General features: G+C 57.1%; 18 protein-coding genes. 9 read left to right on the forward strand and 9 right to left on the reverse strand.

Annotated elements, in window-relative coordinates:
* Window positions 1–29: 29 nt before the first annotated feature.
* From AB2B48_RS20370 to AB2B48_RS20395, 6 genes are all read right to left on the reverse strand, one after another.
* Complete coding sequence (locus tag AB2B48_RS20370; protein WP_185669125.1) at window positions 30–1,373, reverse strand: hemolysin family protein; 1,344 nt, start codon at window positions 1,371–1,373, stop codon at window positions 30–32.
* Window positions 1,374–1,648: 275 nt separating this feature from the next.
* Entirely contained in the window at window positions 1,649–3,193 is a 1,545-nt protein-coding gene (locus tag AB2B48_RS20375) for an MFS transporter (RefSeq protein WP_220439629.1), read from the reverse strand.
* A 91-nt stretch (window positions 3,194–3,284) separates the two neighbouring features.
* On the reverse strand, window positions 3,285–4,304 hold the full coding sequence (locus AB2B48_RS20380; protein ID WP_368300010.1) for a Gfo/Idh/MocA family protein: 1,020 nt from the start codon (window positions 4,302–4,304) through the stop codon (window positions 3,285–3,287).
* A 12-nt stretch (window positions 4,305–4,316) separates the two neighbouring features.
* Window positions 4,317–5,384, reverse strand: a complete 1,068-nt coding sequence (locus tag AB2B48_RS20385; RefSeq protein WP_368300011.1) for a Gfo/Idh/MocA family protein — start codon at window positions 5,382–5,384, stop codon at window positions 4,317–4,319.
* Window positions 5,385–5,386: 2 nt separating this feature from the next.
* A complete protein-coding gene (locus AB2B48_RS20390; protein ID WP_368300012.1) occupies window positions 5,387–6,565 on the reverse strand; it encodes a Gfo/Idh/MocA family protein in 1,179 nt (392 codons plus the stop codon).
* A gap of 19 nt (window positions 6,566–6,584) precedes the next feature.
* Window positions 6,585–7,739, reverse strand: coding sequence for a Gfo/Idh/MocA family protein (locus tag AB2B48_RS20395; RefSeq protein WP_185669130.1), 1,155 nt, complete (start codon window positions 7,737–7,739; stop codon window positions 6,585–6,587).
* 191 nt (window positions 7,740–7,930) lie between these two features.
* Here AB2B48_RS20395 and AB2B48_RS20400 point away from each other — a divergent pair, with 191 nt between their 5' ends.
* Window positions 7,931–8,989 carry a LacI family DNA-binding transcriptional regulator gene (locus AB2B48_RS20400; RefSeq protein WP_368300013.1) on the forward strand — a complete coding sequence of 353 codons (1,059 nt, stop codon included), beginning with the start codon at window positions 7,931–7,933 and terminating at the stop codon, window positions 8,987–8,989.
* Here the strand turns inward: AB2B48_RS20400 and msrA are convergent.
* Entirely contained in the window at window positions 8,986–9,630 is a 645-nt protein-coding gene (gene msrA / locus AB2B48_RS20405; protein ID WP_368300015.1) for a peptide-methionine (S)-S-oxide reductase MsrA, read from the reverse strand. The genes AB2B48_RS20400 and msrA overlap by 4 nt on opposite strands.
* A gap of 269 nt (window positions 9,631–9,899) precedes the next feature.
* Here msrA and tamA point away from each other — a divergent pair, with 269 nt between their 5' ends.
* From tamA to AB2B48_RS20420, 3 genes are read left to right on the forward strand one after another with little or no spacing between them, the layout of a single operon-like run.
* On the forward strand, window positions 9,900–11,633 hold the full coding sequence (gene tamA / locus AB2B48_RS20410) for an autotransporter assembly complex protein TamA (protein ID WP_368300016.1): 1,734 nt from the start codon (window positions 9,900–9,902) through the stop codon (window positions 11,631–11,633).
* Window positions 11,630–15,406, forward strand: coding sequence for an autotransporter assembly complex protein TamB (gene tamB, locus AB2B48_RS20415; RefSeq protein WP_368300017.1), 3,777 nt, complete (start codon window positions 11,630–11,632; stop codon window positions 15,404–15,406). Before tamA ends, tamB begins: the two co-directional genes overlap by 4 nt.
* Window positions 15,407–15,408: 2 nt before the next feature.
* Window positions 15,409–15,753, forward strand: a complete 345-nt coding sequence (locus AB2B48_RS20420) for a gamma-glutamylcyclotransferase family protein (RefSeq protein ID WP_035896263.1) — start codon at window positions 15,409–15,411, stop codon at window positions 15,751–15,753.
* A 111-nt stretch (window positions 15,754–15,864) separates the two neighbouring features.
* On the opposite strand, the gene ppa is transcribed toward AB2B48_RS20420, so the two are convergent.
* A complete protein-coding gene (ppa, locus tag AB2B48_RS20425; RefSeq protein WP_005134479.1) occupies window positions 15,865–16,392 on the reverse strand; it encodes an inorganic diphosphatase in 528 nt (175 codons plus the stop codon).
* 402 nt (window positions 16,393–16,794) lie between these two features.
* Between ppa and ytfQ the strand changes: the two genes are divergently transcribed.
* The 5 genes from ytfQ (at window position 16,795) to AB2B48_RS20450 (ending at window position 23,033) form a co-directional block, all read left to right on the forward strand.
* A complete protein-coding gene (ytfQ, locus tag AB2B48_RS20430) occupies window positions 16,795–17,751 on the forward strand; it encodes a galactofuranose ABC transporter, galactofuranose-binding protein YtfQ (protein WP_123651118.1) in 957 nt (318 codons plus the stop codon).
* Window positions 17,752–17,857: 106 nt separating this feature from the next.
* Window positions 17,858–19,360 (forward strand): galactofuranose ABC transporter, ATP-binding protein YtfR, encoded by a 1,503-nt coding sequence (ytfR, locus tag AB2B48_RS20435; protein WP_368300019.1) that lies wholly within the window; start codon window positions 17,858–17,860, stop codon window positions 19,358–19,360.
* 10 nt (window positions 19,361–19,370) lie between these two features.
* On the forward strand, window positions 19,371–20,396 hold the full coding sequence (gene ytfT, locus AB2B48_RS20440) for a galactofuranose ABC transporter, ATP-binding protein YtfT (RefSeq protein WP_220439619.1): 1,026 nt from the start codon (window positions 19,371–19,373) through the stop codon (window positions 20,394–20,396).
* Window positions 20,383–21,384 (forward strand): galactofuranose ABC transporter, permease protein YjfF, encoded by a 1,002-nt coding sequence (yjfF, locus tag AB2B48_RS20445; RefSeq protein ID WP_368300021.1) that lies wholly within the window; start codon window positions 20,383–20,385, stop codon window positions 21,382–21,384. Before ytfT ends, yjfF begins: the two co-directional genes overlap by 14 nt.
* Before the next feature lie 86 nt (window positions 21,385–21,470).
* Complete coding sequence (locus AB2B48_RS20450) at window positions 21,471–23,033, forward strand: methyl-accepting chemotaxis protein (protein WP_368301989.1); 1,563 nt, start codon at window positions 21,471–21,473, stop codon at window positions 23,031–23,033.
* Between the two features lie 112 nt (window positions 23,034–23,145).
* Here the strand turns inward: AB2B48_RS20450 and fbp are convergent, their stop codons facing one another.
* Window positions 23,146–24,144, reverse strand: coding sequence for a class 1 fructose-bisphosphatase (gene fbp / locus AB2B48_RS20455; protein ID WP_185669138.1), 999 nt, complete (start codon window positions 24,142–24,144; stop codon window positions 23,146–23,148).
* Window positions 24,145–24,151: the final 7 nt, after the last annotated feature.

Here is a 24,151-nt window from a genome sequence, read left to right on the forward strand (position 1 = left end):
GAGCCGTTGATGTTTCTGGCACTCGCGTTTTACGCGGTGCGCTGTTCGCTTTCGATGATATCGGCCTGTTTCGGCACCAGCACCGTCGGCTTGTTATCAATGCGCGTCACCAGCAGCTGGTCGATGCGGTAGTTATCAATATCCACCACCTCGAACTTGTAGCCGGAGAACTTCACCGCGTCGGTGCGTTTCGGGATTTTACGCAGCATAAACATCATAAAGCCGCCGATGGTTTCGTAGTTGTCCGACTGCGGGAAATCGTCGATATCCAGCACGCGCATCACGTCATCGATTGGCGTACCGCCGTCAATCAGCCAGGAGTTTTCGTCACGGGCGACGATCTGCTCTTCCAGCCCTTGACCGACCAGGTCGCCCATCAGCGTGGTCATCACGTCGTTAAGGGTGATGATCCCCACGACCAGCGCGTATTCGTTCATGATAACCGCGAAGTCTTCCCCGGCGGTTTTAAAGCTTTCCAGCGCTTCAGAGAGAGTGAGGGTGTCCGGCACGATCAGCGTGTTGCGGATCTGCACGCCGCTGTTCAGCGCCATGCTCTGGTTAGCCAGCACGCGGTTCAGCAGGTCTTTAGAGTCGACGTAGCCAATGATGTGGTCAATGTCTTCGTTACACACCAGGAACTTGGAGTGCGGGTGTTCGGCGACTTTGTTTTTCAGACTCTGTTCGTCTTCGTGCAGATCGAACCAGATAACGTTTTCGCGCGGGGTCATCGACGACGGCACGGTACGGGATTCCAGCTCGAACACGTTTTCAATCAGCTCGTGCTCCTGCTTACGCAGCACACCAGCCAGCGCACCGGCTTCCACCACCGCATAGATATCGTCGGAAGTAATGTCATCTTTACGCACCATCGGCAGTTTGAAGATGCGGAAGATGATGTTGGCCATGCCGTTGAAGAACCACACCAGCGGCCGGAAGACCGCCAGGCAGAAGCGCATCGGGTTGATGATACGCAGAGCCACGGCTTCAGGCGCAATCATACCGATGCGTTTCGGGGTTAAATCCGCGAACAGGATAAACATCCCGGTCACCAGCGAGAAGGAGAGAATAAAGCTCAACTGCTCGGAGAGTTCCGCTGACATATATTGGGAGAACAAGGAGTTGAACGCGGGGGAGAAAGCTGCGTCGCCGACGATACCGCCGAGAATGGCAACGGCGTTAAGGCCGATTTGCACCACGGTAAAGAACATACCGGGGTTTTCCTGCATTTTTATAACACGTAGGGCATTGGTATTGCCTTCATCAGAAAGCAGTTTCAGTTTGATCTTGCGTGATGCCGCAAGTGAGATCTCAGAGATTGAGAAGAACGCACTTACAGCGATCAGACAGAGTATGATTAATATACTGTTTAACATATCTTATCCAGCCCGTCGGGCCAGATCCTCGGAAGGGGAAGTTTATAAATCTGTGTGGAATACACATTGAAAACCGCCCCGTAGGTGATGGGGCGACAATTTCAGCGGTTAGTATAGCGTAAAGCACTGTAAAGCCGCCAGAGGTCACATTTTTTGTGATTGAGGTTGGGGGACTTGAACGGTAGGCCGGATAAAGCGTTGACGCCGCCATCCGGCGATATACGCGGGTTTTGCCGGATGGCGCTTTGCTTATCCGGCCTACCGTGTGACTGAGATTATCCGCTGGTCGCGAGCGATTTACCTTTCTCGTGCCCTTGCTGCTTTGCGTCCCACACCTCGTTATAGCCATACCCCGTCAGCGCCATAATCACCTCGCGCGTCTCCTGGTCGCAGTCCTCCGCATTTCCCCCTAGCTTCCGTCGCGCCACCTCTTTGATCAGCAGGCTGTGCGTCTTTTGCGTCAGCTTAAAGCGGTAAGTCATGTAGAAGCTGATGGCCAGCATCCCGGCGGTGGCGAACACCATCAGGCCGATGATGGCGTGCAGGGCGCTGGCCGGCTGTGCGCCGCCGCCTTTCACGAAGCCGCTCTCTTCCAGCACGATGCCAATCAGCATAATCGCCAGCGCCACGGTGCTTTTACGCGTTAGTACCATCACGCCTGCGAAGATCCCTTCACGGCGCTGGCGGGTGACAATTTCATCGACGTCAGGAATAAAGCTATAGATGTTCCAGGGAATGTAATATAGCCCGGCCTTCGCCAGCCCCAGCAGCACAAAAACGGCGGAAAACAGCAGCGTCGGTACCTGCAAATTACCGATATAAACGATAAACAGAAACGCCAGCACCACCATGATGCTGCCGTACGAGAGCCTCAGCGCTGCCGAAGGCGTGAGGTTAAATTTATTCATCAGCATCATAAAGCCGAACGTGCCGGGAATCGAAACAAAAGCGGCAATGCTTAATAGCCCGGAAACCATTTCGGTATCGTGATGCAAGGCGTAAACCACGTAATAGGTGAATACCGAACCAAAAATATCCATCGCGGTAAATGAGCAGATGTAAATGATAATATGCTGGCGAAATATTCTGATTTTGAATGAGGAAATAAGATCGATAACCAGATACTTTAAATGGTTTAAAAGACCACTGCTGCGGTGATTATCCGGCTGAAATTCATACTCTTCGCGAACATCTTTCGCTTCCCAGGTACAAGCCCAGGTGGTAAATACGGCGATGCAATAAATGGTCGCAAAAACAATCCCGGTTAACGTGTAGGTGAATGAATTATCTTTTCCGGTGTACTGCATAATAATACCCGGTACGGATACCGCCAGGAAACCGCCAAGGGCAGAGCACATCATGCGCACGCCAGAGAGACGCGTACGCTCGCTGAAGCGGTTGGTCATTTCGGCGGACAGGGTTTCCCACGGCACCAGAACCATCGCGGAAAGCAGTTCAATAGAGAGGTAGGTACCCAGGTAGTACCAGTAGTTCATGTCGGTAATCCACACCAGCGCGTAGAGAAACATCAGCGGGGAGCTTATCAACAGGAAGAAGCGGCGACGGCCAAATCTGCGGCCAAGCCAGGTATTACCAAAGTTATCCGTGATATAGCCCATTACCGGACTTAAAATCGCATCAATAATACGAGCAATGGCAAATATTGACCCGGCTTCTAAAACGCTCAGGCCACAATAGGTGGTGTAAAAGAATAAAAGCCAGGTTCCTATAACGGCAAATGCGCCGCCGCCAAATAAATCTGTTACGCCGTAGCCGATAGCGGTGCCATAGCCAACGCGGCGTTCGGTTGGTTTAACCATAATATTATTATTCCTGTACTGGTAGGGTGTCAGTGCAGAGTTACCCCTGCACCTTATATTATTGACAGCAGGAAAAATCGGATGACGATCGCTAGTTTATATTCACCCATTTCCTCAATAGTGACGAGTGGTAAATAGCATTAACCATCTGTAATGATTTGGCCGCCTCAGCAATATCGCAGAAGTCTGCAGAGGCGGGATCGTTTAATGCCTGATAAAAGTGGAGAATGGCCAGTCGGTGGCCGATTCCCCAGTAGCTTTTGCCGATGCCATCGGGCGCGGCATCGCTGGCAAGCTGCGTACGTTTGTCGTCGCTGAACTGCCACAACACGTTGTCCGTCAGGCGCAGCATTCCCCGTTCAAACTCCAGTTCCAGCAGCAGCGGCGAGTCGCTGATATGACTGTTGCTGGCGTAAAACAGCCCGCGTGCGCCGTTGTGAAAGCGCAGGGTGACCATCGCGCTATCTTCCGTTTCAATCTCGTCGGCAAGCCAGGCACTGTCGACGACCCCCTTCAGGCTCTTGACCCCCTCGCCGAACCACTGCATCAGATCCAGCGTGTGAATCGCTTGATTAATCAACAAGCTGCCGCCTTCGGTGGCAAAGCTACCGCGCCACGGGCTGGCGGCATAGTAATCCCCGGAGCGCGACCAGGTGAGCACCGCCTTGATGGCGCGCAGACTGCCCAGCGTATCGTCTGCGATGCAGCGCTGAATGGCTAAGCTGGTGGGGTTCAGTCGATTCTGGTAGCAGACACCGACGCGACGCTGGTGGCGCGTCGCTGCTGCCTGAATCTCGTTGACCTCCAGCGGGTTCATCACCACCGGTTTCTCGCAGAAAACCTGTTTCCCTGCCGCCAGCGCGGCAAGGATCATCGGTTTATGCAGGTAGTGCGGCGTGCAGATATGCACCACGTCAATGGCGTCATCCAGCAGCATCTCGCGATAGTCCTGATAAAAATGACAGCCATAGTCGGCCGCAAGCTCGCTTCCTTTGGCGCTATCAATATCAACAATCGCGCGCAGGACAACGCCCGGCACATGGCGCAGCGCGTCTACGTGGCAGGTATGGATGGCGCCGCAGCCGATAATGGCCGCATGACGTGTTTTCATTTCGGCCTCCCGTTATTCCACCGCGTTCGCCAGCATCTGCGCCTTCACGCACAATTCCGCCGCTTTAAAGGTATGTGCCTGGGTCATGGCGTTTTCGGTGCGGTTCAGGCAGTCCCGAATCAGCTCGCCGAAATAAGGGAAACCTACTTTGCCCGCCACCGGATAGCGGAACTCGCCCTCTTTGTTGACCAGATAAACCACGTCCTGCTCGCCGTGAGTGATATCGACGTACTTACGGATTTCGATATAGCCCTCGGTGCCGAGCAGCGTTAAGCGGCCGTCTCCCCAGCTGGAAAGGCCATCTGGTGTGAACCAGTCGCAGCGGAAGTAGCCGGTGGCGCCGTTGTCGCCCGCCAGCATGGCATCGCCGAAATCTTCAAACTGCGGATACTGTGGATGGTTCACGTTGCGAACCTGGCTTGCCACGATGCGCGCATCGCTGTTGCCGGTATAAAACAGGAACTGCTCAATCTGGTGACTACCGATGTCACAAAGAATGCCGCCGAAGAATTCTTTTTCGTAGAACCAGTCCGGGCGACCGGTGCCTTCGCGGTGTGGGCCGACGCCCAGCGTCTGCATCACGCGGCCAATCGCGCCCTCGGCCACCAGTTGCCCGGCAAAGACCGCGCTTTCTACGTGCAGGCGCTCGCTGTAGTACACCGCGTATTTGCGCCCGGTGTCCGCCACTTTGCGCTTCGCGGCTTCAAGCTGCGCCAGCGTGGTCAGCGGGGCTTTATCGGTGAAGTAGTCTTTCCCGGCGTCCATCACTTTCAGCCCCAGCGCGCAGCGCTCGGACGGAATCGCCGCCCCGGCAACGAGCTGGACGCTGCTGTCGTTTAAAATCGTTTCCAGCGTCGGCGCTACCTGCGCCTGCGGGTACTGCTGCACAAACTTGTCGACCTTCGCCGGGTCCGGATCATAAACCCATTTCAGCGTCGCACCGGCTTCAATCAGACCGTTACACATCCCGTAGATATGGCCGTGGTCTAACGCCGCCGCCGCAATAATAAACTCGCCCTCGCCAACAACCGGCTGTGGTTTGCCCACCGGGGCGTAGTTCATACCGTCTTTGATGCTCATGTTTATGCTCCTTTGTCCAAATCTTTACCCAACGGGATTGCGCCCACTTCGCTGAAGTTCTCGACCGATGCCGCCTTCTCGTAGAAGTGCGGGGCGAGGGAAACCAGGCCACCGGTTTTATACCAGGGCTCATCCGGGCTGACGGGCAGCGTCACGACGCGCCCGGTAATGGAAGATTGATAGATGGCGGTAATCAGCTCGAGCGAGCGTTTACCCTGTACGCCGTCAATCAGCGGCTCACCGTGCTGTTCCACCGCGTTCAGCAGGTCGTTAATCTGCCCGGTGTGCAGCGTGTATTTGAGCTTTGGCGTATTGCGAAAGAGTGAGTCCAGCCGTGCTTCCAGCTCGTCGTTATGCTGCTCCTGCGGGAAACCGTTATCGGCGGAGACGCTGGCCCACACGTCCCACGGGGCGGAGATGCGCGCTTTATCGCCCTGAATCACGATTTTCTGGTCTTCACCGTGATGCACCACCGAGGCGGTCAGTTGCGTCAGCGCGCCGCTGCTGTAGCGGAAGATAGCGGCGGAAAGGTCTTCCACTTCGGCGTTATCGTGGGCAACGTTGGTCATCATCGCCACCACTTCCGTTGGGAAGCCCAACATCCACTGGATGGCGTCGATATGGTGCACCGCATGGTTCAGGGTGCAGCCGCCGCCCTCTTTTTCCCAGGTGCCACGCCACCACAGGTCGTAGTAGCAGTGACCGCGCCACCAGAATGAGTCCACCTGTGCGTGGCAGATTTTCCCCAGCTCGCCGGAGTCCACCACCTGCTTTAAGCGCCAGAAGGCGTCGGTGAAGCGGTTCTGGGCGATGATCGAGAGGATTTTGCCGCTGGCGCGCTGGGCGGCGATCATCGCGTCGCACTCTTCCAGCGACGCCGCCATTGGCTTCTCGCACAGTACGTGTTTACCGGCGTTTAGGGCATCGATGCTGATTTCCGCATGCACGTACGGCGGGGTGCAGACATCGACAATATCGACCTCAAGGCCAGACTCCAGCAGCGCCTGATGGCTGCTGAACACCGTAGCGTCCGTCAGCTCGTAGCGCGCTTTCTTCTCCTGCGCTTTTTCCGGGTAGATATCGACCAGCGCGACTATCTGACAGCGGTCGGCAAATTCCTGATATCCCTGAATATGGTTGTGGGAGATGTTCCCGGTTCCCACTATCGCAATGCGTAACATATGTCTCTCCTGAGGCGGATTACCAGGTGCCGGAGGCATCCAGCGTTTTACTTTCGACCTGTTTTTCAACGGAGGTCGCAATGCGCTCGTCCAGTAGCTTTTTGAACAGCGCCTCGTCAAACGGCAGATTGACCCAGTCGTCGGTCCAGGTGGAAAGGTGCATAGCATTAGAGAGCGTCAGGCCGCGAATCCCATCGGTGCCGGGGGCAATCAGCGGTTTGCCGTGCAGCACGGCATCGCAGAAGTTGGCGGTGACCACGTGGTGCTCGCTGCTTTCCGGCGGAGTAGGGATGATGACCTCCCAGCACTCCGGCTCGCCAAAGCCGTTCTGCCAGCGGGCGTTGAATTCCGGTTCGGACTCGCGCAGACGCCAGAAGCGCAGGCGACCTTCTTCCACCACCACTTTGCCGCGATCGCCGGTGATTTCCAGACGGTTGGTGCCCGGCGCTTCTGCGGTGGTGGTAATAAAGACCCCGGTTGCGCCGTTGGCGTACTCGGCATAGGCGGTGACATCGTTTTCCACTTCAATATCGCGGTGTTTGCCGAACTGGCAGAACGCGCGCATGCGCACCGGCATACCGACCAGCCACTGCCAGAGGTCGAGTTGATGCGGGTCTTGATTCAGCAGCACGCCGCCGCCTTCACCTTTCCAGGTGGCGCGCCAGCCGCCGGAGTTGTAGTAACTCTGGGAGCGATACCAGTTGGTAATTATCCAGTTAGAGCGGCGCAGTTCGCCCAGCTCGCCGCTGTCGATCAGATCTTTCACTTTCTGATACAGCGGGTTAGGGCGCTGGTTGAACATCATGCCAAACACCACGTTGCAGCCGCGGGCGTATTCGTTCATTTCGCGCACCTGGGCGGTGTAGACTCCGGCCGGTTTCTCGCAAAGGGTATGGATACCGTGGCGCATGGCCATCATCGACAGGCCAGGATGGTCGTAGTGCGGGGTGGAGACGATAACCGCGTCGATCAGCCCGCTTTTCAGCATGGTTTCGGCATCGTCGAATAGCGTAATGCCGTCGCCAACAAGCTGGCGAATAGCCGGATGCTTGCTGAGATCGTTATCGCACACTGCCGTCAGGCAGGCCTCTTTCACCGTACCTGCCATCAGGTAACGGGCGTGAAGGGTACCAATGTTACCCACGCCGATAATGCCAAAACGCACCTTATCCATGTTGCACCTTAACCGTGATAGGAATGACTGAAGTCTGAAAATAGGGAAGGCGGGGAAAGTGGACAAACGGAATTTGTGAGAATGCTCGCAGGCCGGACAGGAATCTGCGCGGGAAACTGAAAATGGGTTTTAAAATCAGCAAACTGCATCTGCAAAAATTTGCAAAATATGATTGCGAGCGAGGTCACACAATGCCAGGCAAGCTAAAAATGGATGAAATTGCTGCCCAAACTGGTTACTCCATCAGCACCGTTTCCCGGGTGCTGAGCGGCAAATCCTATACCAGCGAAAAGGCGCGGGAGGCGATAGTGAAATGTGCCCGCCAGTTGGGCGTGCTGGACTCGCTGGCCAATGGAAGGCTGCTGATTAATGGTATTGCCGTGTTTGCGCCAGAGCGCACATTCCAGGGACGGGGCGATAGCTTTTATCTGGAAGTCACCAAAGGGATTGCTGAAGCCAGTGCGCCTCATGATGTCTGGATCAGCCACTGTGCGCTGGAAGAACAGCATGCAGACGTGACATTATTCCTCGAAAAAGCCAGCCAGAAGAGCATCAATGCCGTGGTCATCATCGGTACGGATGACCCCACGATTCTCAAACTGGCCAGCACGCTGAATAAGCCCTGTGTGCTGATTAACTCGATTGACCGGGAAATGGCGCTGGATTGCGTCTCGCCTGACCACCGGGCTATCGGCTTTACCGCGATGCGCTATCTCTTTGAACAAGGGCATCGGCGCGTGCTGACGATGACCTGCCTGCGCAGGGAGACGCTCTATGCTCGGCTGGATGGGATTAAAGAGGCCTATCGCTATCACCACGTGCCTTTCAACCCCCAGCACGACCTGCTGGTCACCGAGTGGTTCACGGCGGAAGAAGCGGAGCGGGCGCTGGATACGTGGCTGACGACGCACGATCGCACCCTGTGGCCGGATGTTATTTTCCCCAATAGTACAAGCATGACCGATGGGGCAATGAAGGCGTTGCAGCGTCATGGGCTGCGCGTGCCCGAGGATATCTCTCTTATCACCACCGATTTTACGTGGAATCTGGAAAATAGCCTGATCACGCCGGTGACCGGTATTCGCGTTCCGTGCCGCGATCTCGGCATTGAGGCTGTGCATCTGCTGCAAACCCGGCTTAACCGGCCGCAGGCACCGGTTTATAACCTTTTACTGCAGGGGAAAGTCATGGACTACGGGACAGTGGCGAACGCCACGCGCCATGCGGCGCGCGTGGCATTAGACGGTTAACCCTGTAGCTGTGGCGGCAGGCACACGCCAATACCTCCGATGCCGCAGTAGCCGTGCGGATTTTTGTACAGGTACTGCTGATGCTCATCCTCGGCATAGTAGAACGGCTTCGCGTTGGCGATTTCGGTGGTGATGGTGCGTGCATCGCCCGAGAGGCGCATCGCCTCCTGGAACTGTTTGAGGCTGGCATGCGCCTCCTGTTCTTGCTCCGGCGTGACCGGGTAAATTGCCGAACGGTACTGCGTACCCTGATCGTTGCCCTGTCTCATCCCCTGCGCCGGGTCATGGTTCTCCCAGAACACTTTCAGCAGGTCGCCATAACTGACGACCGTCGGGTCATACACCACGCGTACGGCTTCGGCGTGCCCGGTCTGGCCGCTGCACACTTCGCGGTAGGTTGGATTTGGCGTATAGCCGCCGGTGTAACCCGCTGCGGTGCTGTAAACCCCAGGGATCTTCCAGTACAGACGTTCGACGCCCCAGAAGCAGCCCATGGCGAATAAGGCGACCTCCATCCCCTCCGGAACGTGCGTCATTGAGTGTTCTGTCACAACATTGAGCGTGGCGACCGGCATCGGCGTATTTCTTCCGGGTAATGCATCCGATTGAGATACAAGGTGTTTTTTATCAGCTAGACTCATGGGATAGGCCTCCGGTGTACGGTAATTTCCGTTAAGGTTGTAACCGAGCGTGTCTTTTAACACAATAAACACGCCGAATACGTCTAGATTTAAACATAAGAATAATTTGGGGTACTGTCTTTATTTCAACCCGACAAAGAGTGGGTTTTTTGCGCTGACGTTGAATACCGTGCGCCCTCAGAGCGCAGTCATGGTGAAAACGCAGTTGTGGCCGCGGAGCGGGCTTTCGTTTCCCGTTGGGGTGGGAACAAGGATATTCAGGAGAAAATGTGCGACAAATCCGCCAGTTATGTTTGGTGAGCTTGCTGCTGACCAGCGGTGTTGCCAGTGCAGCAAACGTCCGTCTGCAGGTTGAAGGGCTCACAGGCGAGCTACAAAAAAACGTGCGTGCGCAGCTTTCGACGATCGACAGCGATGAAGTCACCGCCGATCGTCGTTTTCGCGCGCGCGTCGATGATGCTATTCGTGAAGGGCTGAAGGCCCTCGGCTACTATGAGCCGACCATCGATTTCGAACTCAAGCCGCCGCCGGCCAAAGGCCGCCAGGTGCTGCTGGCGAAAGTTACGCCCGGTGAACCGGTGCTCATTGGCGGCACCGACGTTATCCTGCGCGGCGGCGCGCGGACCGACAGCGATTATCTGGCGCTGCTGAAAACCCGGCCGAAAATTGGATCCGTTCTGGATCACGGCGATTATGACCACTTTAAAAGCTCGCTAACCAGCGTGGCGCTTCGCAAAGGTTACTTTGATAGCGAATTTAAAAAGAGCCAGCTCGGCGTGTCGCTTGAGCGTCATCAGGCGTTCTGGGATATCGACTACGATAGCGGTGAACGCTATCGCTTTGGTGACGTCACCTTTGAAGGCTCGCAGATCCGCGAAGAGTATTTGCAGCATCTGGTGCCATTTAAAAAAGGCGATTATTACCAGTCCAGCGATCTCGCTGAACTGAACCGCCGTCTCTCTGCTACCGGTTGGTTTAACTCGGTGGTGGTGGCCCCTGAATTTGATAAATCCCGGGAAACGAAGGTGCTACCGCTGCATGGCGTTGTCTCGCCGCGCAGCGAAAACACCGTTGAACTGGGTGGCGGCTACTCCACCGACGTGGGGCCGCGGGTGAAAGCCTCGTGGCGAAAACCGTGGGTTAACTCCTACGGCCACAGCCTGACGACCAGCGTCAGCGTCTCCGCGCCAGAACAGCAGTTGGATTTCAGCTACAAAATGCCGCTGCTGAAGAACCCGCTGGAGCAGTATTACCTGGTGCAGGGCGGTTTCAAAAGTACCGACCTTAACGACACCAAAGCGGACTCCACCACGCTTGCCGTCTCGCGCTTCTGGGATCTGTCGAGCGGCTGGCAGCGCGCTATCAACCTGCGCTGGAGCCTCGACCACTTTACCCAGGCCGATGTCACCAACACCACCATGCTGTTCTACCCTGGGGTCTCCATCAGCCGTACCCGCTCGCGCGGCGGCCTGATGCCAACCTGGGGTGACTCACAGCGTTACTCCATCGACTACTCCAATACCGCCTGGGGTTCGGATGTCGACTTCTCGGTGATTCAGGCACAAAACGTCTGGATCCGTACGCTCTATGACCGCCATCGCTTCGTGATGCGCGGCAATCTGGGCTGGATTGAAACCGGCGACTTCGACCGCGTACCGCCGGACCTGCGCTTCTTCGCCGGTGGCGATCGCAGTATTCGCGGCTATAAGTACAAATCGATCGCCCCGCGTGACGATAACGGCAAGCTGATCGGTGCCTCCAAACTGGCTACCGGCTCGCTGGAGTATCAGTACAACGTGACCGGGAAGTGGTGGGGCGCGGTGTTTGTTGACGGCGGTGAAGCGGTCAGCGATATCCGTCAGAGCGACTGGAAAAAAGGCGCGGGCGTCGGCGTACGCTGGCAGTCGCCGGTTGGGCCTATCAAGCTCGATTTCGCCGTTCCGGTGGGCGACAAAGATGAACATGGATTGCAGTTTTATATCGGACTGGGGCCTGAACTATGACGTTATGGAAGAAGATAAGCCTCGGTGTGCTGATTTTTCTCGTACTGCTGGTGGGGATCGTTGGGTTCCTGGTCGGCACGACGACAGGGTTACATCTGCTGCTTAACGCGGCAAACCGCTGGGTACCGGGGCTGGAAATTGGCAAAGTGACCGGCGGCTGGCGCGATCTGACGTTGAAAAATGTCCGCTACACCCAGCCGGGCGTGGCGGTAGATGCCGGAGAATTCCATCTGGCGGTGGATCTCAACTGCCTGTGGCATAGCAGCGTGTGCGTGAACGATATTGCGCTCAGCAACATTAACGTGGCTATCGACAGCAGTAAAATGCCGCCCGCCGCGCCGGTGAAAGAGGAGGACAGCGGCCCGCTGAACCTCTCCACGCCGTACCCGATTACCCTCAAGCGGTTCGCGCTTAACAGCGTCAATATCAAGATTGATGACACTACGGTGTCGGTGATGGACTTTACCAGCGGACTGACATGGCAGGATAAAAACCTGACCCTAACGCCAACCACGCTGCAAGGGCTGCTGATCGCCCTGCCGAAGGTCGCTGACGTGGCGCAAAAAGAGGTGGTTGAACCGAAGATCGACAACCCGCAGCCGCAGGAAAAACCGCTCGGCGAGACCATGACCGAGCTGTTCTCCAAACCGGTGCTGCCGGAGATGGCCGATGTTCATCTGCCGCTGAACCTGAACATTGAGTCCTTTAGCGGCGAGCAGCTGCGCATTACCGGCGACACTGACCTGACGGTCTACAAAATGCTGCTGAAGGTGAGCAGCATCGACGGCAATATGAAACTCGATGCGCTGGACGTTGACTCCAGTCAGGGCACAGTAAACGCCAGCGGGACCGCGCAGTTGATCAACGACTGGCCGGTAGACATCACGCTCAACAGTACGCTGAACATCGACCCGCTGAAGGGCGAGAAAGTGAAGCTGAAAGTGGGCGGCGAGGTGCGTAAACAGCTGGAGCTGGGCGTTAATCTGTCAGGCCCGGTGGATATGAGCCTCCGCGCCCAGACGCAGCTGGCGGAAGCCGGGCTGCCGTTCAACCTTGAGATCAACAGCAAACAGCTTTACTGGCCGTTTACCGGTGAGAAGCAGTATCAGGCCGACGATCTGAAGCTGAAGCTCGGCGGCAAGATGACCGACTATACGCTCTCATTCCGCACTGCGGTGAAAGGGCAGGGTGTGCCGCCAGCGGATATCACGATCGACGCGAAAGGTAACGAGCGGCAGGTGAGTCTCGATAAGCTCACCGTGGCGGCGCTGGAGGGAAAAACCGAACTGACCGCGCTGCTTGACTGGCAGCAGGCGATCAGCTGGCGCGGCGAACTGGCGCTCCGTGGCATCAATACCGCGAAGGTGGCGCCGGATTGGCCATCGAAGCTGGATGGCCTGATTAAAACTAACGGCAGTCTCTACGGCGGCACCTGGCAGATGAACGTCCCGGAGGTGAAAATCACCGGCAACGTGAAACAGAACAAGGTGAACGTCGATGGCTCACTGCGCGGCAACAGCTACATGCAGTGGACCATTCCTGGCCTGCACGTGGCGCTGGGCAACAACACTGCCGACGTGAAGGGCGAGCTGGGGGTGAAAGACCTCAACCTGGATGCCAACATTGATGCGCCGAAGCTCGACAACATGCTGCCGGGCCTTGGCGGCACGGCGAAAGGGCTGGTGAAAATTCGCGGCACGGTGGATGCCCCGCAGCTGCTGGCGGATATCACCGCGCGCGGCCTGCGCTGGCAGGAGCTGTCGATTGCTCAGGTGCGCGTGGATGGCGACGTTAATTCCACCGACCAGATTGCCGGTAACCTTGACGTGCGCGTAGAGCGCATCGTCCAGCCGGGGGTAAATATCGGCCTGGTGCATCTGGCAGCCAAAGGCAACGAGAAGCAGCACGCGTTGCAACTGCAGATTCAGGGTGAACCGGTCTCCGGCCAATTAGCGCTATCGGGCAGCTTCGACCGCAAAGAAGAGCGCTGGAAGGGGGCGCTCAGCAATACGCGCTTCCAGACTCCGGTTGGCCCGTGGTCCATCAACCGCGATATCGCGCTGGACTACCGCAATCTCGAACAGAAAATCAGTATCGGGCCGCACTGCTGGGTGAACCCGAACGCCGAGCTGTGCGTGCCGCAGACGATTGATGCCGGGGCTGCAGGCCATGCGATAGTGAACCTCAACCGCTTCGACTTAGCGATGCTCAAACCGTTTATGCCGGAAGCAACGCAGGCGAGTGGCGTGTTCAGCGGCAACGCCGATGTCACCTGGGACACCACCAAAGAGGGGCTGCCGCAGGGCAAAGTGACGCTCTCCGGGCGCAACGTGAAGGTCACGCAAATCGTCAACGATGCGCCGCTGCCGGTGGCTTTCGATACGCTGAATCTGAATGCCGACCTGCACAACAACCGCGCCGAGCTGGGCTGGCTTATCCGCCTGACCAACAACGGCCAACTGGACGGGCAGGTACAGGTCACCGACCCGCAAGGGCGGCGTAACCTGGGCGGTAACGTCAATATCCGTAACTTCTCGTTGGCGATGATTAACCCGATTTTCTCCCGTGGCGAAAAGGCGGACGGTAAGCTCAACGCGAACCTGCGTTTGGGGGGCAACGTGCAAAGCCCGCTGCTCTATGGGCAGATGCAGTTGAACGGTATCGACGTGGATGGCAACTTTATGCCGTTCGACATGCAGCCAAGTCAGATAACCATGAACTTCAACGGCGCGAGCTCAACGCTGCAGGGCGATATCCGTACCCAGCAGGGGCAAATTAGCCTGGACGGCGACGCGGACTGGCGGCAGATAGACAACTGGCGCGCGCGTATTGCCGCGAAAGGTAGCCGGGTTCGTATTACCGTGCCGCCGATGGTGCGCCTGGATGTGTCGCCGGACGTTGAATTTAAAGCCACGCCAAGCCTGTTCACGCTGGATGGTAACGTCGATATTCCATGGGCGCGTATTGTGGTGAAAGACGTGCCGGAAAGCGCCGTCGGTGTCTCCCGCGATGAAGTGATGCTCAATAGCAACCTTCAGCCGGAGAAAACGCAGTCCGCGTCGATCCCTATCAACAGCAACTTGAATATCCATGTTGGCAACAACGTCCGTCTGGATGCATTCGGCCTGAAGGCGCGCCTGACCGGTGACCTGAAGGTGGCGCAGGATAAACAGGGGCTGGGGCTGAACGGGCAGATCAATATTCCGGAAGGGCGCTTCCACGCTTACGGCCAGGATTTGATCGTGCGTAAAGGCGAACTGCTGTTCTCCGGCCCGCCGGATCAGCCGCTGCTGAATATCGAAGCCATTCGTAATCCAGACTCTACCGAAAATGATGTGATCGCCGGTGTTCGCGTCACTGGCTCAGCCGATCAGCCTAAGGCGGAAGTCTTCTCCGACCCGGCGATGTCGCAGCAGGAAGCGCTCTCCTACCTCGTGCGTGGGCAGGGGCTGGACAGCGGTCAGAGTGACAGTGCGGCCATGACATCTATGCTTATTGGTATGGGGGTTGCACAAAGTGGTCAGGTTGTGGGTAAAATCGGCGAGACGTTTGGCGTAAGTAATCTGGCTCTGGATACGCAAGGGGTGGGTGATTCCTCCCAGGTGGTGGTCAGTGGTTACGTATTGCCGGGTCTGCAGGTGAAATATGGCGTGGGGATCTTTGACTCTTTAGCGACGCTCACGTTACGCTATCGCCTGATGCCTAAGCTGTATCTGGAAGCGGTGTCTGGCGTAGACCAGGCGCTCGATTTGCTCTATCAGTTTGAGTTTTAGCAATGCGAATATTTGTGTACGGCAGTTTACGGCGCAAACAAGGTAACAGCCACTGGATGACCAACGCCCAGTGGCTGGGCGATCACAGCGTTTTCGATTATCAACTGTACAGCCTGGGCCACTATCCAGGCGCGGTGCCAGGTGAAGGCACGGTACACGGTGAGGTTTATCGGATCGACGCATCGACGCTGGCCGAACTGGATGCGCTGCGCACCAAAGCAGGTGAATATGCACGTCATCTCATCCAGACGCCATACGGCAGTGCCTGGATGTATGTCTATCAGCGTCCGGTTGACGGACTGAAGCTGATAGAAAGTGGAAACTGGTTGGACAAAGACCAGTATTGAATATGACAACGCCACCCCAGGGTGGCGTTGTTTTTTTGTCTTGCTGGTATCGGGTTCTGCACAAACAAAAACACCGCCCGAAGGCGGTGTTTTTGTCACGCTCGAAAAATATTATTTCTTCGCGCGCTCGAAGGAAGCAACGATTTCAGCTTTAGCGGCTTCAGCGTTGTCCCAACCGTCAACTTTAACCCATTTGCCCGCTTCGAGGTCTTTGTAGTGCTCGAAGAAGTGGGTGATCTGCGCTTTCAGCAGGTCTGGCAGGTCGTTCACATCTTTGATGTGATCGTATTCTTTGCTCAGCTTGGTGTGCGGTACCGCAACCAGCTTCGCATCTTCACCGGATTCGTCGGTCATTTTCAGCACGCCAACTGGACGGCAGCGAATGACGGAACCTGGTTCCAGTGGGTATGGCGTTGGGACCAGAACGTCTACCGGGTCACCGTCCAGAGACAGGGTGTGGTTGATGTAACCGTAGTTGCACGGATAGAACATCGCGGTGGACATGAAACGGTCAACGAACAGCGCGCCGCTCTCTTTGTCGACTTCGTATTTGATAGGATCTGCGTTAGCCGGGATTTCGATGACTACGTAGATATCTTCCGGCAGATCTTTACCCGCAGGGACGTTGAGTAAGCTCATGTCTGTTTCCTTTAGAATGTATGGCAAACTAGTGCCCGGTATTATAGCCAACTCGTCGGGAAAGTCTTGACCTGTTTTACGCCTCTCCCCCTGGAACCCGGCCTTTTCAGTGCCTTCTTACGGCAGAAAAATCCATAAACGTAGCCGCATCATGAATAAAATCATGAAACCGTTTACAACACGGTAAAAAATGGCCGCGTCGTGGTCAAAAAAAACACAAAAACGATAGCCATCAATGGGTGCGCGACACCTACTCCTTCCTGAACTCTGATGTTCGTTGCTAATTAACAAATAATTTACTTTTTTGAATTGTGATGTAACGCATTCCGTTACATATCCCATTGTCTATAGTTTTCCCGCAGATGAATATTTGACCAACAATAACCCTACGAGGATAACTCTATGTGGAAGCGCTTACTTCTTGTCACAGCAGTTTCCGCAGCCATGTCGTCTATGGTCATGGCTGCTCCTTTAACGGTGGGATTTTCGCAGGTCGGATCTGAATCCGGCTGGCGCGCGGCGGAGACCAACGTCGCGAAGCAGGAAGCGGAGAAACGCGGTATCACCCTGAAGATCGCCGACGGGCAGCAAAAACAGGAAAACCAGATTAAAGCGGTTCGCTCGTTTATCGCCCAGGGCGTCGACGCCATCTTTATCGCCCCGGTGGTCGCCACCGGCTGGGAACCGGTGCTGAAGGAAGCCAAAGAGGCCAAAATCCCGGTCTTCCTGCTCGACCGCTCCATTGATGTCAAAGACAAATCCCTCTACATGACCACGGTTACGGCCAACAACGTGCTGGAAGGCCAGCTGATTGGCGAGTGGCTGATTAAGACCGTCGACGGCAAGCCGTGTAACGTCGTCGAGCTGCAGGGCACCGTCGGCGCGAGCGTGGCGATTGACCGTAAGAAAGGCTTCGCCGATGCGATTTCGAAAGCCTCAAACATCAAGATTATCCGCTCTCAGTCCGGTGACTTTACCCGTAGTAAGGGTAAAGAGGTGATGGAGAGCTTTATCAAGGCGGAGAACAACGGCAAGAACATCTGCATGGTTTACGCCCATAACGACGACATGGTGATCGGCGCTATTCAGGCCATCAAAGAGGCCGGGCTGAAGCCGGGCAAAGATATCCTGACCGGCTCTATTGACGGCGTGCCGGATATCTACAAAGCGATGATTGCCGGTGAAGCCAACGCCAGCGTCGAGTTGACCCCGAATATGGCTGGCCCGGCGTTTGATGCGCTGGAGAAATTCAAGAAAGACGGCACCATGCCGGAAAAAGTGACGCTGACCAAGTCCACGCTGTATCTGCCGGATACGGCGAAAGAGGAGTTAGAGAAGAAGAAAAATATGGGCTATTAAGCGGGTTGTACCCTCACCCCAACCCTCTCCCTGAAAGGGAGAGGGCGCTGAGCGGTGCGGGCTGCAAGTCAGGCACAATGTATTGGGTGAGGGGGGAGAGCGTACCATGACCACTGAAACCAACCCGGAAATCCTCCGCACCGAGGGGCTCTGCCAGTACTTCCCCGGCGTCAAAGCGCTGGATAACGTCAACTTCAGCCTGCGGCGTGGTGAAATTATGGCGCTGCTCGGTGAAAACGGTGCGGGGAAATCGACGCTTATCAAGGCGCTGACCGGCGTCTACCACGCCAACAGCGGCAGCATCTGGCTGGAAGGCCAGCAAATTAACCCGAAAAATACCGCCCATGCCCAACAGCTGGGGATTGGCACCGTCTACCAGGAAGTGAACCTGCTGCCGAACATGTCGGTGGCGGACAACCTGTTTATTGGCCGTGAACCCAAACGCTTTGGCTTTATCCAGCGCAAAGAGATGGAAAAGCGCGCCACCGCGCTGATGGCCTCCTACGGCTTCTCCCTCGATGTGCGTGAGCCGCTAAACCGCTTTTCCGTGGCGATGCAGCAGATTGTCGCCATCTGCCGGGCCATCGATCTCTCGGCAAAAGTGCTGATCCTCGATGAACCGACCGCCAGTCTCGATACCAAAGAAGTGGAGATGCTTTTCACCCTGATGCGCCAGCTCCGCGATCGCGGCGTCAGCCTGATCTTCGTCACCCACTTCCTCGATCAGGTCTATATGGTCAGCGATCGGATCACCGTGCTGCGCAACGGATCGTTCGTTGGCTGCCGGGAAACCCGCGAGCTGCCACAGATTGAACTGGTCAAAATGATGCTTGGCCGCGAGCTGGAGCATCAGGCGCTACAGCGCGCCGGGCGCACGCTGCTCAGCGACAAGCCGATCGCCTCGTTTGAGGGCTACGGCAAAAAAGGCACCATCGCGCCGTTCGATCTGCACGTTCGTCCAGGCGAGATCGTCGGCCTGGCGGGGCTGCTGGGATCGGGGCGTACCGAAACCGCCGAGGTGATCTTCGGCATCCATCCGGCTGACAGCGGGCAGGCAACGATCAAAGGCAAACCGCAAACCCTGCGCTCGCCGCATCAGGCCTCCTGTCTGGGCATCGGCTTCTGTCCGGAGGATCGTAAAACCGACGGTATTATTGCCGCCGCTTCGGTGCGGGAAAATATTATCCTCGCCCTGCAGGCCCAGCGCGGCTGGCTGCGGCCGATTCCGCGCAAAGAGCAGAACGACATTGCTGAACGCTTTATCCGCCAGCTGGCAATTCGCACCCCTAGCGCCGAGCAGCCGGTAGAGTTTCTCTCCGGCGGCAACCAGCAGAAGGTGCTGCTCTCCCGCTGGCTGCTGACGCGTCCCCAGTTCCTGATCCTCGACGAACCGACCCGTGGGATCGACGTGGGCGCCCACGCAGAGATTATTCGCCTGATCGAAACCCTCTGCGCCGATGGCCTGGCGTTGCTGGTGATTTCGTCTGAGCTGGAAGAACTGGTGGGCTACGCCGACCGGGTGATCATCATGCGCGATCGCCAACAGGTAGCGGAGATCCCGCTCGATAAGCTTTCCGTTCCCGCCATCATGAACGCTATTGCGGCCTAAGGAGTACACCGTGATGCCTCGATCCGTTCCTCAACCCGGCCAGCCCGCGCGACGTTTTCGCTGGCCGCCGGGCATGCCGCAGATTGCGGCGCTGATTCTGGTGCTGCTGGTGGATAGCCTTGTCGCGCCGCACTTTTTCCAGATAACGCTGCAGGATGGCCGCCTGTTCGGCAGCCCGATTGATATCCTCAACCGTGCCGCCCCCGTGGCGCTGCTGGCGATTGGTATGACGCTGGTGATTGCCACCGGCGGCATCGATCTTTCCGTGGGCGCGGTGATGGCGATTGCCGGGGCCACCGCCGCCTCAATGACCGTGGCCGGGCACAGCCTGCCGGTGGTGCTGCTGGCGGCGCTGGGCTCTGGCGTGCTGGCGGGGCTATGGAACGGCATCCTGGTCGCTATCCTCAAAATTCAGCCCTTTGTGGCAACGCTCATCCTGATGGTGGCCGGGCGCGGCGTGGCGCAGCTGATCACCTCCGGGCAGATCGTCACCTTCGACTCGCCGTCGCTGGCGTGGATCGGCAGCGGCAAGTTTCTGCTGTTCCCAACGCCGGTGATTATCGCGCTGGTGACGCTGGTCCTCTTCTGGCTGCTGGCGCGTAAAACGGCCCTCGGCATGTTTATTGAAGCGGTGGGGATCAACATCCGCGCGGCGAAAAACGCCGGGGTAAACACCCGCATCGTGGTGATGCTGGCTTACGTGCTGAGCGGTGTCTGCGCCGCCATTGCCGGCACCATTGTGGCGGCGGACATTCGCGGAGCCGATGCCAACAACGCCGGGCTGTGGCTGGAGCTGGATGCCATTCTGGCGGTGGTGATTGGCGGCGGCTCGCTGATGGGCGGGCGCTTTAACCTGCTGCTGTCGGTGGTCGGCGCGCTGATTATTCAGGGCATGAACACCGGCATTTTACTCTCCGGTTTCCCGCCCGAGCTTAACCAGGTGGTGAAGGCGGTGGTGGTGATGTGCGTGCTGATCGTCCAGTCGCCGCGCTTTATTCAGATGCTGAAGAGGGTTCGCCGCGATGATAAAACGTAATTTACCGCTGATGATCACCCTGGGCGTGTTCATCCTCGGCTATCTCTACTGCCTGACCCAGTTTCCCGGTTTTGCGTCTACGCGGGTGATTTGCAACATTCTGACCGACAACGCCTTTCTGGGCATTGTGGCGGTAGGGATGACCTTTGTGATCCTCTCCGGCGGTATCGATCTCTCCGTCGGCTCGGTGATCGCCTTTACCGGCGTGTTCTTAGCCAAGGCCATTGGCGTATGGGGGCTGTCGCCGCTGGTAGCCTTCCCGCTGGTGCTGGTGATGGGCTGCGCCTTCGGGGCGTTTATGGGCTGGCTGATTGATGCGCTGAAGATCCCGGCGTTTATCATCACTCTTGCCGGAATGTTCTTTTTGCGCGGCGTCAGCTATCTGATCTCCGAAGAGTCGATTCCTATCGATCATCCGCTCTATGACACCCTCTCCGGGCTGGCGTGGACGATTCCCGGCGGCGGTCGCCTGAGCGCGATGGGGCTGCTGATGCTGCTGGTGGTGATTCTGGGGATCTTCCTGGCTCACCGTACCCGCTTTGGCAATCAGGTGTACGCCATCGGCGGTAGCGCTACCTCGGCGAACCTGATGGGGATTCCGACCCGCAGTACTATCGTGCGCATCTATATGTTGTCGACCGGGCTGGCGACGCTTGCCGGTATCGTCTTCTCCATCTATACCCAGGCAGGCTACGCGCTGGCGGGTGTCGGGGTAGAACTGGATGCCATTGCCTCGGTGGTGATTGGCGGAACGCTGCTGAGCGGCGGGGTGGGTACGGTGCTCGGCACGCTGTTCGGCGTCGGCATTCAGGGGCTGATTCAGACCTATATCAACTTCGACGGCACGCTCAGCTCATGGTGGACGAAGATAGCGATCGGCATTTTGCTGTTTATTTTCATCGCGCTGCAGCGTGCGCTGACGGTGCTGTGGGAGAACCGCCAGAACGCGGCGGTGACCCGCGTGAACGTGGCAGTAACAAAGGACTAACACACTGAAACACTAATGTTTTTCCGGTAGTGGCCGATACTGACTTTTTACGCCAAACAGTACCCCTGCTACCGGACAACACTATGATGCTAAAAACGCTCTCTATCCGTACCGGCTTGCTGTCCCTGCTCGCCGTGATGACCCTGCTGCTGGTTTTAGTCAGCGGTATCGGCATTTATGCCCTCACCAAAAGCTCCACCTCTCTACAACGCATTGACCATCTGCAAAGCGACCAAATGACCCCGCTGAACGAAGGTTATACGTTGATATTGCGTGCGCGTAACGAAGCCAGTCAGGCGGTCCGGCTGATGGAAATCGGTATGCTTGATGATGCCACCGCGGCGGTAAAAGTGCTCAACGGTGAAGTTGCCCAGGGGCAGAAGATCATTGCCGATGTGGGCCAGTCCTCGATGGATGATGCCGACGGCGCGCAGCTGCTGGCGAACGTCATGAAAAGCTTCGAAGCCTACAACACGCAAGGGATCGTGCCGATGCTGGCGGCGCTGAATCAGCAAAACGTCGACGGCTATTACGATCTGCTGGAAAAGACCATGATCCCGGTCTCTCGCCAGTTTGACGATGCGATCCACGCGTTCCAGGACTGGGGCGAGTCTCGCGGCCAGATTGAAGTCGCCGCGGTGCACAGCACCAAAAACCGTGTGCTGGTACTGATGGTTATCGCCATTCTGCTGACCGCAGGCGTGATGGCGCTGGGCTGGCTGCAGCTGCGTCATCTGCTGCTTAAACCGCTGGCGGCGGCGATTGGTCAACTGGAGCAGGTGGCGGCAGGAGATTTAACCGATTCGCCGCTGAAGGCGAGCAGTGCGGAGATTAAGCGTCTGAACGTGGCGATTGCCGGTATGCGCGAGTCGATGATGAACTCGGTGATGCGCGTGCGGGATGCCAGTTCGCAGATTGATGTTGGCAGCCGTGAGCTGACGGCGGGCAACAACCATCTGGCGCAGCGCACCGAGTCGACGGCGACGTCGCTTGAGCAAACGGCGGCCAGCATGGAAGAGATCACTGCCACCGTGAAGCAGAACGCCGATAACGCCGACCAGGCGCACAAGCTGGCGCAGGAAGTGTCCGATACTGCCGACCGTGGTAGCGAAATGGTCTGCTACGTGATTGAAAAAATGCAGGATATTTCCGGCAGCGCCAACCGTATCGCCGATATCCTCAGCGTGATTGACGGGATTGCCTTCCAGACCAACATTCTGGCGCTGAACGCCTCGGTAGAAGCGGCGCGCGCGGGTGAGCAGGGGCGCGGATTCGCGGTGGTAGCAGGTGAAGTGCGTAACCTGGCAAGCCGCAGCGCGGATGCCGCCAAAGAGATTCGTCAGCTGATCTCTGCCTCACAAACCCACGTCAGCGAAGGCAGTGACCTGGCGCAGCAGGCGGGGGAAACTATGGATGAGATTGCCAGTGAAGTGATGCGCATGACCAAACTGATGCGCGAGATTGCCAGCGCGTCGCAGGAGCAGAGTCGCGGCATTGAGCAGGTGAATATTGCGGTAAGCCAGATGGATGAAACGGCGCAGCAGAACGCGGCGCTGGTACAGCAGTCGTCGGCGGCAACCCGTTCGCTGGAGGAGCAGTCGCAGGCGCTGGTGGCGGCGATGTCGTCGTTCCGGTTGCAGGTGTCGTAGCGAGGTTGCCCCCTCACCCTAACCCTCTCCCCACGGGGGAGAGGGAACCGTCCGGTTTTCTCCCTCGCCCCTGTGGGGAGAGGGCCGGGGTGAGGGGGCATCCTCAATAAGATTACGCGTCCGGGAACTCGCGAATCAAACGCTCAACGTCTTCCACCATATGGTCGTTACCCACGAAGAACGAACGACGCTGGTGCAGGGTTTCCGGCACGATATCCAGAATACGCTCTTTCCCATCGCTGGCCTTGCCGCCGGCCTGTTCCGCGAGGAACGCCATTGGGTTGCACTCATACAGCAGACGCAGTTTCCCATCCGGGTGGCTGGCGGTGCTTGGGTACAGGTAGATCCCGCCTTTCAGCAGGTTGCGGTGGAAATCGGCAACCAGAGAACCGATGTAGCGTGAGGTGTACGGGCGCTGCGTGGACTTATCTTCTTCCTGGCAGAACTTGATGTACTTCTTCACCCCGTTCGGGAACTTGATGTAGTTACCTTCGTTGATGGAGTAGGTGCTACCGCGCTGAGGGAAGCGCATACGCTCCTGACACAGGCAGAACACGCCCAGTGACGGGTCATAGGTAAAGGCGTGCACGCCACAGCCGGTGGTGTACACCAACATGGTGGAGGAGCCGTAAACCACATAGCCCGCGGCGACCTGGCGGTTGCCCGGCTGCAGGAAATCTTCTTCGGTGACCGGCGTACCCACTGGGGTTACGCGACGATAGATAGAGAAGATGGTACCGACAGAGACGTTAACGTCGATATTAGATGAGCCATCCAGCGGGTCCATCAGGACCACATACTTCGCGTGTTCGCAGCCGTCGAATACGACAATTTCGTCTTCTTCTTCGGAGGCGATACCAGCGACGATGTCACGGGCGCGCAGCGCGGCTTTCAGCTTCTCGTTTGCGAACAAATCGAGCTTTTGTTGTACTTCTCCCTGTACGTTTTCTGCGCCGCTGGCACCCAGGATATCGACCAGACCGGCCTTATTGATATCGCGGTGGATGATCTTGGCACCTAGCTTTATTGCCGACAGCAAAGCAGTGAGCTCACCGGTAGCATGAGAGAACTCGTGCTGCTTTTCGACAATAAATTCACCTAACGTTTTCATAACACTT

Source organism: Kluyvera sichuanensis, from assembly GCF_040930405.1.
GTDB classification, from domain to species: domain Bacteria; phylum Pseudomonadota; class Gammaproteobacteria; order Enterobacterales; family Enterobacteriaceae; genus Kluyvera; species Kluyvera sichuanensis.